Below are 11220 nucleotides of genomic sequence, written 5' to 3'. Positions count from 1 at the left end.
TCAGCCCGTCTGATCACTTGCTCTTCACTTGCCCTGGAACGTGGGCGGCGGCGCCGTCACCGTGACGGTCTCGGTGACCGTGCTCGTGGCGCCCGGCTGTGGTTCCTTCGGCTTGGGTTCCTGTGGTTCCGGGTCCTGCGAGGGCGCCGGCTGCTGCGATTCCTGCGTTTCCTGCGGGGTCGAAGGGCCGCCGGTCGCCGCGCAGTTGCCGAGCACGCCGTAGCTGAACCACACCTTGCCGTCGATGCGCGCGATGGTCTTGCCGCGCACGCACTTGCCGGAGACGACCCCGTACACCCACCCCTGCACGGTGATGTCCTTGCCGTCCTTGGTCTTCCCCCGGCAGTCGACCTTCACCTCGCTGGGCGCCGACTCGCCGGAGGGCGTGGGTCCGCTGTACACGGCGGTGCAGCTCAGCCAGGCCACCTTGCCTTGCTGCCGGTTCAGCTCATTGGTTGCCTGCTGGTCGGTCGTGGCCGCGACCTCGGACGGACTGAGGTCGCCCTCGATCGGCTGGCACGCGACGCCCGTGGCGACGACGGCAGCGACGAGGACCAGCCCGCCGAACCCCCTCGATCCCCGCATGCACGGCAGAATGCCAGTGGACGTACAGGCTCGGTAGTGCTGTTGCGGCCACTGTGGGAGCAACCTGCGGGCGGATGCCCAACGGGGTGCCTACCCCCACCGCCCCGTACGTCCCAGGAGCAACGCCACCGCCGCCGTTCCGGCCGTCGACGTGCGCAGGACGCTCCGGCCGAGCCGCATCGGGCGCGCGCCGGCCTCCTCGAACACCGTCAACTCCTCGGGCGATACGCCGCCTTCGGGTCCGACGACGAGCACGATCTCACCGCTGTCCGGGAGTTCGGCCGAAGCCAGCGCCCCACTCGGGGCGTCCCGGTCCTCGTGCAGCACCGCAGCGAAGTCCGCCCCGGCGAGCAGCGCGGCGACCTCCTTCGTCGTCGCGGCCTCCTCGACGACCGGAAACCGCACCCGCCGCGACTGCTTCCCGGCCTCGCGCGCGGTGTTGCGCCACTTGCCGAGCGCCTTGAGGCCCCGGTCGCCACGCCACTGCGTGATGCACCGGGACGCGGCCCACGGCACGATCGCGTCGACGCCCGTCTCGGTCATGGTCTCCACGGCGAGCTCGCCCCGGTCGCCCTTCGGCAGCGCCTGGACGACGGTGATCCGCGGCCGCTCGTCAGCCTCGATGTGCACGGGACCCGCATCGACCGCGAGCCGGTCCTTTCCCTCGCTGCCGGTGACGACGGCCTCGCACCAGGAGCCGAGCCCGTCGGTGAGGGTGATGGTCTCCCCGGCCCGCAGCCGCTTCACGGAGACGGCGTGCCGTCCCTCGGGTCCGTCGAGTACGTACGCGCGGTCGCCGGGGACGTCCCCCTCGACGACGAACACGGGAGCGGTCATCAGGCCGCACCCCGCTGCGTCAACGCGGCCCTGGCGGCGTCGAGTTCGGCGGCGAGGACCTCCACGAGCTGCCCGGCGGGGAGCTCCCGCGCGAGCCGGTGGCCCTGCCCCGCCCACAGCGCCATGCCCTGCGGGTCGCCGGCCTTGGCCGCGGCCTTGCGCAGCGGCGACGTCATGTGGTGGACCTGCGGATACGCGGCGGGGGCGTACGGGCCGTGCTCGCGCATGAACCGGTTGACGAGCCCGCGCGCGGGGCGGCCGGAGAAGGCGCGGGTCAGCTCGGTCCTGGTGAACAGCGGGTTGGTCATGGCCTGCTTGTGCGGCTCCGGGGCACCGGACTCCGGGGTGACCAGGAACGCGGTGCCGAGCTGCGCGAGATCGGCGCCGGCCGCGAGCACGGCGGCGATCTGCGTGCCGCGCATGATCCCGCCGGCGGCGATGATCGGCAGCTGGGCGCCCTCGCGGACCTGCGCGATCAGCGAGAGGAGGCCGATGCCGCTGCCGTCGGCCTCGGGGTTGTCCCGGTGCGTGCCCTGGTGCCCGCCGGCCTCGATGCCCTGTACGCAGACCAGGTCGGCGCCGGCCTCCTGCGCGGCCTGCGCCTCCTCCACCGTGGTGACGGTGACACCGACCTTCGTGCCGACGCGTTGCAGGGCCTGGACGACCGCGAGGCGGGGGCAGCCGAAGGTGAAGGTGACCAGCGGGACGGGGTCGTCGACGAGGATCGCGAGCTTGGCGTCGTAGCCGTCGTCGCTGCAGCTGTCGGTCTCGCCGAGCGGGGTGCGGTACCAGGTGGCCTCGCCGGAGAGCTGGTTGCGGTAGACCTCGACGGTGGCCGGGTCGGCGTGCTCGGTCTGCGGCATGAAGAGGTTCACGCCGAAGGGACGGCCGGTGAGCGCCCGCACCTGTTTGATCTCCTGGTACATCCCGTCGGCCGTTTTGTACCCGGCGGCGAGGAAGCCGAGCCCGCCGGCCTCGGTCACGGCGGCGACCAGGGCGGGTTGCGAGGCACCGCCCGCCATGGGGGCCTGCACGATCGGGAGGGGGCAGAGATCGGTCAGTGCGGAGGACATGAGCGCATCGTGCCACGTCCCCTCCGGGGTGCCGAATCGACCCGGGCGACGTCCGCACACGTCACGGGGCTCCGCCCCGGACCCCGCGCCTCAATCGCCGGCGGGGCTTGGTATTTCAAGCCCCTGCGGCGATTGAGCAGCGGGGTCCGGGGCGGAGCCCCGAGTCCGTGACGAACGGGTGGCTCAACGGCCGTTGAACGCGTCCTTCAGCCGGGAGAACAGACCTTGCTGACCCGGCTGGAACTGCCCCGTGGGCCGCTCCTCGCCGCGCAGCTTGGCGAGCTCGCGCAGCACCCGCTCCTGCTCCGGGTCCAGCTTCTGCGGCGTCATGACCTCGACGTGCACGATGAGGTCACCCCGGCCGCCGCCCCGCAGATGCGTGACACCGCGCCCGTGCAGCGGAACCGACTGACCGGACTGCGTGCCCGGCCGGATGTCGATCTCCTCCGTGCCGTCGAGCGTCTCCAGCGGCACCTTCGTGCCGAGCGCCGCCGCCGTCATCGGGATGGTGACCGTGCAGTGCAGATCGTCGCCGCGCCGCTGGAAGGTCGGGTGCGGGAGCTCGTGGATCTCCACGTACAGGTCACCGGCGGGGCCGCCGCCGGGGCCGACCTCGCCCTCGCCCGCGAGCTGGATCCGCGTGCCGTTGTCCACACCGGCCGGGATCTTCACCGTGAGCGTGCGACGGGACCGGATCCGGCCGTCGCCCGCGCACTCGGGGCACGGCGTCGGCACGACCGTGCCGAAGCCCTGACACTGCGGGCACGGCCGCGAGGTCATGACCTGACCGAGGAAGGACCGCGTCACCTGCGAGACCTCACCGCGCCCGCGACACATGTCGCAGGTCTGCGCGGAGGTGCCGGGCGCTGCGCCCTCACCGCTGCAGGTCGTGCAGACCACAGCCGTGTCGACCTGAATGTCCTTGGTGGTGCCGAAGGCCGCCTCGTCCAGCTCGACCTCGAGCCGGATCATGGCGTCCTGACCACGGCGCGTGCGGGACCGGGGTCCCCGCTGCGACGCCGTGCCGAAGAAGGCATCCATGATGTCCGAGAAGTTCCCGAACCCGCCGGCGCCGAAGCCACCGGCCCCGCCGCCTCCGCCGGCCTGCGACAGGGGGTCGCCCCCGAGGTCGTAGACCTGCTTCTTCTGCGGGTCGGAGAGCACCTCGTAGGCGGCGTTGATCTCCTTGAAGCGCTCCTGAGTCTTCGGGTCCGGATTCACATCCGGGTGAAGCTCACGTGCCAGCCTTCGGAAGGCCTTCTTGATTTCGTCCTGGGAAGCGTCGCGGCGCACGCCGAGTACGGCGTAGTAGTCCGTGGCCACTTACGACTCCGCCAGGATCTGTCCGACGTAACGTGCCACTGCGCGTACTGCTCCCATCGTTCCCGGGTAATCCATGCGGGTCGGGCCGACCACGCCGAGCTTGGCCACTGCCTCGCCGCCCGAACCGTAGCCGACCGACACGACGGACGTGGAGTTGAGTCCCTCATGGGCGTTCTCGTGACCGATCCGTACGGCCATGCCCGAATCTCCCAGCTCGCCAAGGAGCTTGAGGAGCACGACCTGCTCCTCCAAGGCTTCCAGAACGGGCCGGATGGTGAGGGGAAAATCATGTCCGAAGCGAGTGAGATTGGCGGTACCGCCGATCATCAGCCGCTCCTCGGTCTCCTCGACGAGTGTCTCCAGAAGTGTGGAGAGCACCGTGGAGACCGTGCCCCGGTCCTCCTGCTCGAAGGCCTCCGGCAGGTCCTGCACCAGCTGCGGCACGTCGGCGAACCTGCGGCCCGCGACGCGACTGTTCAGCCGGGCCCGCAGGTCCGCGAGGGAGGTATCGCCGAACGGCGCCGGGCAGTCGATCATCCGCTGCTCCACGCGCCCGGTGTCCGTGATCAGTACGAGCATCAGACGGGCGGGCGCGAGCGAGAGCAGCTCGACATGGCGCACGGTGGACCGGGTCAGGGACGGGTACTGGACGATCGCCACCTGCCGCGTGAGCTGCGCGAGCAGCCGCACGGTGCGGCCGACGACGTCGTCGAGATCGACGGCGCCGTCCAGGAAGTTCTGGATGGCGCGCCGCTCGGGCGCGGCCATCGGCTTCACGGCGGTGAGCTTGTCGACGAACAGGCGGTAGCCCTTGTCGGTGGGGATGCGCCCGGCACTGGTGTGCGGCTGGGCGATGAATCCCTCGTCCTCCAGGGCTGCCATGTCGTTGCGCACCGTCGCCGGCGAGACCCCGAGCTTGTGCCGCTCGGTGAGCGCCTTGGAGCCGACGGGCTCCTCGGTGCCGACGTAGTCCTGGACGATGGCGCGCAGCACTTCGAGCCTGCGTTCATTGAGCATCGGCGCACACCTCCAGAAACAGCCGTTGCGATCCCTGCTTGCGATCTTCCTGCTCTGGCACTCCCTGTGGGCGAGTGCCAGTCGTCCCCGGCTCAGTGTACGGCCGGTGGGTACGGGCCCGGCAAGAGCGCTAGCTTCGAGGTATGGAGTTCGCGCAGGGTATCGATTGGGCCTCGGTGGGTTGGGAGGGGCTCGCGCCGAATGCGGGGCGGGTGCGGCTGCCCGGGCTCGACTGCACGAGCGGCCTCGTCGTGGGTGAAGATGCGGCACTCTTGATCGACACCGGATCCTCACTCCGTGAAGGCTCCCGGCTGCGCGCCGACGCCCGCGCGCTCCTCGGGCCGCACCGGAGAGTGACCCACGTCGCGCTGACCCACCCGCACTTCGACCACGTGCTCGGCACGGCCGCGTTCGCGGGCGTCGAGGTGTATGGGGCGGTGGGCATCGACGCCCTCTTCGAGCGCGGGGCCGAGGAGCTGCGCGCCGACGCCGTACGCCATGGGGTCCCCCCGGAGGTGGCGGCCGAGGCGGTCGACATCCTCGTCACCCCGCCGCACCGGGTGTGCGGGGAGTGGACGCTGGACCTGGGCGGCGGCCTGACGGTGCTGCTGGCGAACATCGGTCCCGCGCACAGCGGCCACGACCTGGCGGTGCTGGTTCCGGGGACGCCGGAGATCGTCTTCTGCGGTGACCTGGTGGAGGAGTCGGGAGAACCGCAGGCGGGGCAGGACGCGGCGCCGGGCCACTGGCCCGCGGCGCTGGACCGGCTGCTCGACCTCGGCGGCGAGGACGCGGTGTACGTGCCGGGGCACGGTTCGGTGGTGAATGCGGAGTTCGTCCGCGCGCAACGCGCCACATTGGCGAGGCGTTTCGGCGTGTCGTAGCCGTGGACCTGGGACTTCTCTTATCGTCCCTCGAATGCGCCAGTACTCTGCCGATCTGACACCCCCGTGGAAGCGGAACAAGCCCGTCCCCGAGGTGCCGGCCGAACCCGACCTCGTCGTCGAGGAGGTCACGACGGGCTTCTGCGGGGCGGTGGTCCGGGTCGAGAAGACGGCGCAGGGCCCGACGGTCACCCTGGAGGACCGCTTCGGCAAGCTCCGGGTGTTTCCGATGGAGCCGCGCGGCTTCATGATCGATGGCAAGGTCGTCACCCTCGTACGCGCCTCTGCGCCCGCCTCAACCGGTCCCGCCCGCAGCGCGTCGGGCTCGGTCGCGGTGCCCGGCGCGCGCGCCCGGGTGGCCCGCGCGGGGCGCATCTACGTGGAGGGCAAGCACGACGCCGAACTGATCGAGCGGGTCTGGGGGCACGACCTGCGGATCGAGGGCGTGGCGGTGGAGTTCCTGGAGGGCGTCGACGACCTTCCGGCGGTCGTCTCCGAGTTCGCCCCGGGCCCGGACGCGCGGCTCGGGGTCCTGGTGGACCACCTGGTGCAGGGCTCGAAGGAGTGGCGCATCGCCCAGTCGGTGACGAGCGAGCACGCGCTGGTCGTGGGGCACCCCTACATCGACATCTGGGAGGCGGTGAAGCCGTCCTCGGTGGGCATCGAGGCGTGGCCCCGTGTCCCGCGCGGCCAGGACTGGAAGACGGGCGTGTGCCGGGCGCTCGGGTGGCGGGTGGCGAACACGGGGGAGGCGTGGCAGCACATTCTGTCGCGGGTGCGCTCCTACAAGGATCTGGAACCGGCGCTGCTGGGCCGCGTGGAAGAGTTGATCGACTTCGTGACGGCCCCCGAGTAGCGCGCCCTGCAACGGGGTCGCGCCCCGGGGCTCCGCCCCAGTCCCCGCGCCTCAATCGCCGGCGGGGCTTGATTTGCCCACCCGCCGTCGAGGCTCAAGAGTGCCGCCTGTGCCTTGGGCAATCTGCCGCCTTGGGCGGCAGGGTGGGTGGGCAAGGCGGCCCCCGGTGCCGTGCAACAGGGACGACGGCCCGAGGTCAGTCGACCAGGTCGCGGACCACCGCATCCGCCAGCAACCGGCCCCGCAACGTCAGGACCGCACGGCCCCCGGCGAACGGTTCCGCCTCCAGCAGCCCGTCCCGCAGCGCGCCCCGCGCAGCCGCCAGGCCGTCCGGCTTGAGCAGCGACAACGGGCACCCTTCACGGAGCCGCAGCTCCAGCAGGATCCGCTCGACCCGCCGGTCCTCCTTCGCGAGGAGCTCCCGACCGGCCCCGGGCGAACGCCCACCCGCGAGCGCCGCCGCGTACGCCCCCGGATGCTTGACGTTCCACCACCGCACCCCGCCCACGTGCGAGTGCGCCCCGGGCCCGGCCCCCCACCAGTCGGCCCCGCGCCAGTACAGCTCGTTGTGGAGGCAGCGCCCCGCATCGGACGTCGCCCAGTTCGAGACCTCGTACCAGTCGAAACCGGCCGCCCCCAGCACCTCGTCGGCGATCAGGTACCGGTCCGCGTGCACGTCGTCGTCGGTCATCGGCACCTCGCCGCGCCGGATCCGCCGCGCGAGCTGCGTGCCCTCCTCGACGATCAGCGCGTACGCCGACACGTGGTCGGGCCCGGCCCCGAGCGCCGCGTCCAGCGAGGCCCGCCAGTCGTCGTCCGTCTCCCCCGGCGTGCCGTAGATCAGGTCGAGGTTGACGTGCTCGAAGCCCGCCGCCCGCGCCTCCGCGACACACGCCTCGGGGCGCCCCGGCGTGTGCGTACGGTCGAGGACCTTCAGCACGTGCTGCCGGGCGCTCTGCATCCCGAACGAGATCCGGTTGAAACCCCCGGCCCGCAGCTCCGCCAGGTACGCCGGGTCGACCGACTCCGGGTTCGCCTCGGTCGTGATCTCCGCGTCGTCCGCGAGCCCGAACTCGTCGCGGATCGAGCCCAGCATCCGTACGAGGTCGGCGGCGGGCAGCAGCGTGGGCGTACCGCCTCCGACGAAGACCGTGCGGACCGGGCGCGGGTCGTCGCCGAGGACCTTCCGCGCGAGGCGCACCTCCTCCACCAGCGTCTGCGCGTAGTTGTCACGGGACGCGAGCACGCCGCCGGTACCGCGCAGCTCGGTGGCCGTGTACGTGTTGAAGTCGCAGTAGCCGCAGCGCGTGGCGCAGTACGGGACATGCAGGTAGAAGCCGAGGGGGCGGGACCCGGCCCCGGCGAGGGCGGACGCGGGCAGCGAGCCGTCGTCGGGCACGGGCTCACCGTCGGGAAGTGCGGAAGGCATGACCCCATTGTCCCGCCTCGCCGGGCAAACCCCGCCTCACTGCGCCTGGAGCACAAGCAGCGCCAGGTCGTCGTCCGGCGGGCTGTCCCCGAAGGCATGCACGAGCCGCCGGATCCGCTCGGCGAGCAGCTGCGCCGTGAGGCCCGCGCACCCGGCGAGCGCCTGCGCGAGCCCGTCGCCGTCGTCGAACTGGAGGGCCCCGCGGCGCCGCTCCGTCACCCCGTCGGTGACGCCCAGGAGCGTGTCCCCGGTGCCCAGCACGAACGTCTCGCTCGTGTAGTCCGGGTCCTCGACGACGCCGAGCAGCACCTGCGGCGCGGCCGCGACGACGACCTCCCCGCCGGGCCGCATCAGCAGCGGCAGCGGGTGCCCGGCGGAGGCGAGGGTGCAGAGCACGCCGTCCTCGGTGGGGGTCAGCTCGCCGTAGAGGAGCGAGAGGAAGCGGGAGGTGGAGCCCTCCGGCGGCACGCCCAGGCCGTCGGCGGCGGCGAGCGCACGGGCCGCGGCGTCGGAGGCCTCGGTCGCGTCGTCGAGCAGCAGCCTGTTCAGCCGGTCGAGGACCTGCGCCACCTGGTACTCCTCGCGCGCCAGGAGGCGCAGCCAGGGGCGTACGAGGCCGATGACGACGGCGGCCTCGGGGCCCTTGCCCTGGACGTCGCCGAGCGCGAAGCACCAGCGTCCGTCGCCGGCCGGGAACACATCGTAGAAGTCGCCGCCGGGGCCGCCCGCCTCCTTCGGCTCGTACACGAGGGCGGTCTTGATGCCGGGGATCTCGGCCATGGACGTGGGCAGCAGTCCGCTCTGCAGGATGCGGCTGATGGTGGCCTGCCGGGTGAACCTGCGGGCCGCGCTGACGGCGAGGGCGACGCGCCTGCTGAAGTCCTCGACGAGCCCGGTGATCTCGTCGGGGAAGCGGTGCAGCCCGGCCCGGCCGATCAGCAGGATGCCGAGGGCGCGGCCGCCCGCGGAGAGCCGGTAGGCGAGCGCCGAGCCCGAGTCCTCCGCGCCGGCGCCGCCCTGCGCGTCGAAGGGCCAGGGCACGGGGACGGCGCCGGAGAGCCGGTCGGGCAGCCGCGGGGGCTCCTTCTCCAGGAGTCCGCGGAGCTCCTCGATGCGGTGTTCGTGCGTGTGCCAGACGCGGGCGAGCCGGGGCAGCTGCATCGGTCCTGTGCCCAGCACGTCGTGCTCGACGATGCCCGGCAGGCCGCGCCCCTCCTCCTCGTAGAACCAGATGGCGCACCAGTCGGCGAGCCGGGGCACGAGGAGCTGGCCGACGAGCGCGGCGACCATGTCCTCGTCGAGCTGTCCCGCGAGCAGGTCGGAGGCCTCGGCGAGGAAGGAGAGCGCGCCGCGGTTGATCCAGTCCTGGTCCTGGGGGGCGCGCCGGGACGCGGGCGCCAGGATCTCCGCGGCGCGCAAGCCCCTTTGCAGGCTGCGCACGCGGGCCGGGGTGTCGGGAATCTCGGCTGCGGGCGTCGGGGCATCGGCGGGGATGCGGGCCCAGACGGTCTTGGTGCCGTGCCCGTAGGTGATGCCCCACAACTCGGAGAGAGAGGCGACGAGTTGCAGGCCACGGCCGTATTCGGGGGTCTCCGGGGAGCGGAAGGCCCGGTCGTTGCGGACGGCGCGGGCGGGGTGCCGGTCGGTGACCTCGACGACGAGTCCCGCGGTGGCGCCGCCGTCGGGGGCGGGGCCCTCCAGGCGGCACAGGAGGTCGACTCCGGTGCCCGCGTGCACGACGGCGTTGGTGACGAGTTCGCTGAGCACGACGGTCGCGTCGTCCATGAGGCGGCCGTCGAGGGTCAGGGACACCGCCAGTTCGGGCAGTTCGGTCCAGTCGGCGAACGCGGCCCGCAGGAAGCGGCGGGCGGCCGCGGGCGCGAGCGGGTTTCCGGGCAGCGATGTGCGCGCGACGATGGACTCCCCGGCCGGCTGGTCCGGCCTGTCCGGGGAGCCGAGAACGCCTTCCCGCTGGATCGGAATGGAACCCACGTTTCGGCTCCTGAGTAGTTGTGACAAAGACGCCTCAGGCGACACCGACAGAGTGACAGACTGACCACACCCATAAGCGCGGAGTTACCTAAGTAGGCCGCTATGAGTGAGAACAGTGGTATGCGTGCACCTCAGAAGGGCTACGGTGACGAAGCCATCCGTCCGAGCGATCTCCGGCCGCTGCTGGCCGCGCTGACGGCTGCCAGGGACGGGACGTTCACGCATGTGCCGTCCACCGCGGACGGGCTGGTCGGTGAACTCGGCGCGGTATTCAACCAGCTCGCGGACCGCAGCCTGCATTTCAACGCCGAACTCGCGCGCGTACGCAGAGAGATCACCCGGCACGGCCGCCTCGACGAACGCCTCGACGCCAGTCCGGGGCAGGGTGCCTGGGTGACCCGGGTCGGCGACGTGAACACCATCGTCGACGCGCTGGTCGCACCGACCGCGAACGCCACGCGGGTGCTGGAGGCGGTGGCGGGCGGCGACCTGACCCAGCGTGTCGATCTGCACGACGGTTCCCGTCAACTCCGGGGCGATCTACGGCGGTTGGGGCGTTCGGTCAACAAGATGGTGGACCAGCTCTCGCTGTTCACCGGCGAGGTGACCCGGGTGGCCCGGGAGGTGGGCACCGAGGGCCGGCTCGGCGGCCGCGCCAAGGTGACGGGGCTCTCCGGGAGCTGGCGCGATGTGACCGAGGCGGTCAACACCATGGCGTCGCGGCTCACGGCGCAGGTGCGGGACATCGCGCTCGTGACGACGGCGGTGGCGCAGGGCGACCTGACGCGCACGGTGACGATCGAGGCGACGGGCGAGCTGCTCGAACTGAAGCTGACCGTGAACACGATGGTGGACCAGCTCTCCGCCTTCGCCGACGAGGTCACCCGCGTCGCCCGCGAGGTCGGCACCGAAGGCCAGCTGGGCGGCCGCGCCCAGGTCCGCGGCGTCTCCGGCGTCTGGAAGGACCTCACCGACAACGTCAACTTCATGGCGTCGAACCTGACCTCCCAGGTCCGCAACATCGCCCAGGTCACCACCGCCGTGGCCGACGGCGACCTGAGCCAGAAGATCACGGTCGACGCCCAGGGCGAGATCCTGGAGCTCAAGTCGACGATCAACACGATGGTCGACCAGCTCTCCGCCTTCGCCGACGAGGTCACCCGCGTCGCCCGCGAGGTCGGCACCGAAGGCCAGCTGGGCGGCCGCGCCCAGGTCCGCGGCGTC

The 11220-nt window shown here is 72.0% G+C and carries 10 protein-coding genes; 3 read left to right on the top strand and 7 right to left on the bottom strand.

What is annotated here, in order from left to right:
• Positions 1–24: 24 nt before the first annotated feature.
• The 5 genes from ACIA8D_RS17345 to hrcA all read right to left on the bottom strand — a co-directional run bounded on the left by ACIA8D_RS17345 (position 25) and on the right by hrcA (position 4835).
• The gene (locus ACIA8D_RS17345; RefSeq protein WP_399232945.1) at positions 25–585 is read right to left on the bottom strand and encodes a hypothetical protein; all 561 of its coding nucleotides are present in this window, start codon (positions 583–585) and stop codon (positions 25–27) included.
• Positions 586–675: 90 nt separating this feature from the next.
• Positions 676–1422 carry a 16S rRNA (uracil(1498)-N(3))-methyltransferase gene (locus ACIA8D_RS17340; protein WP_399232943.1) on the bottom strand — a complete coding sequence of 249 codons (747 nt, stop codon included), beginning with the start codon at positions 1420–1422 and terminating at the stop codon, positions 676–678.
• Positions 1422–2495, bottom strand: a complete 1074-nt coding sequence (locus tag ACIA8D_RS17335; protein WP_399232941.1) for a nitronate monooxygenase — start codon at positions 2493–2495, stop codon at positions 1422–1424. Before ACIA8D_RS17335 ends, ACIA8D_RS17340 begins: the two co-directional genes overlap by 1 nt.
• A gap of 183 nt (positions 2496–2678) precedes the next feature.
• Complete coding sequence (gene dnaJ, locus ACIA8D_RS17330; protein WP_385757015.1) at positions 2679–3818, bottom strand: molecular chaperone DnaJ; 1140 nt, start codon at positions 3816–3818, stop codon at positions 2679–2681.
• Complete coding sequence (hrcA, locus tag ACIA8D_RS17325; protein WP_399232939.1) at positions 3819–4835, bottom strand: heat-inducible transcriptional repressor HrcA; 1017 nt, start codon at positions 4833–4835, stop codon at positions 3819–3821.
• 143 nt (positions 4836–4978) lie between these two features.
• Between hrcA and ACIA8D_RS17320 the strand changes: the two genes are divergently transcribed.
• Both ACIA8D_RS17320 and ACIA8D_RS17315 read left to right on the top strand, forming a co-directional pair.
• Positions 4979–5719: an MBL fold metallo-hydrolase gene (locus ACIA8D_RS17320; protein WP_399232937.1), complete on the top strand. Its 741-nt coding sequence runs from the start codon at positions 4979–4981 to the stop codon at positions 5717–5719.
• 34 nt (positions 5720–5753) lie between these two features.
• A complete protein-coding gene (locus ACIA8D_RS17315; protein WP_399232935.1) occupies positions 5754–6575 on the top strand; it encodes a DUF3097 domain-containing protein in 822 nt (273 codons plus the stop codon).
• 196 nt (positions 6576–6771) lie between these two features.
• Here the strand turns inward: ACIA8D_RS17315 and hemW are convergent, their stop codons facing one another.
• Both hemW and ACIA8D_RS17305 read right to left on the bottom strand, forming a co-directional pair.
• Positions 6772–8004, bottom strand: a complete 1233-nt coding sequence (hemW, locus tag ACIA8D_RS17310; protein ID WP_399232933.1) for a radical SAM family heme chaperone HemW — start codon at positions 8002–8004, stop codon at positions 6772–6774.
• Between the two features lie 36 nt (positions 8005–8040).
• A complete protein-coding gene (locus tag ACIA8D_RS17305; RefSeq protein WP_399232931.1) occupies positions 8041–9996 on the bottom strand; it encodes a SpoIIE family protein phosphatase in 1956 nt (651 codons plus the stop codon).
• 102 nt (positions 9997–10098) lie between these two features.
• Between ACIA8D_RS17305 and ACIA8D_RS17300 the strand changes: the two genes are divergently transcribed.
• The coding region (locus tag ACIA8D_RS17300; protein WP_399232929.1) for a HAMP domain-containing protein at positions 10099–11220 on the top strand (1122 nt) is incomplete at its 3' end.

This window comes from Streptomyces sp. NPDC051684 (assembly GCF_044453445.1).
In the GTDB taxonomy this organism is placed as follows: Bacteria; Actinomycetota; Actinomycetes; order Streptomycetales; family Streptomycetaceae; genus Streptomyces.
This window is presented reverse-complemented; position numbering and strand designations above follow the sequence as displayed.

Coding starts and splice junctions, on each gene's coding strand:
- ACIA8D_RS17345 (WP_399232945.1), bottom strand. CDS start 585: ATGCGGGGATCGAGGGGGTTCGGCGGGCTGGTCCTCGTCGCTGCCGTC.
- ACIA8D_RS17340 (WP_399232943.1), bottom strand. CDS start 1,422: ATGACCGCTCCCGTGTTCGTCGTCGAGGGGGACGTCCCCGGCGACCGC.
- ACIA8D_RS17335 (WP_399232941.1), bottom strand. CDS start 2,495: ATGTCCTCCGCACTGACCGATCTCTGCCCCCTCCCGATCGTGCAGGCC.
- hrcA (WP_399232939.1), bottom strand. CDS start 4,835: ATGCTCAATGAACGCAGGCTCGAAGTGCTGCGCGCCATCGTCCAGGAC.
- ACIA8D_RS17320 (WP_399232937.1), top strand. CDS start 4,979: ATGGAGTTCGCGCAGGGTATCGATTGGGCCTCGGTGGGTTGGGAGGGG.
- ACIA8D_RS17315 (WP_399232935.1), top strand. CDS start 5,754: ATGCGCCAGTACTCTGCCGATCTGACACCCCCGTGGAAGCGGAACAAG.
- hemW (WP_399232933.1), bottom strand. CDS start 8,004: ATGCCTTCCGCACTTCCCGACGGTGAGCCCGTGCCCGACGACGGCTCG.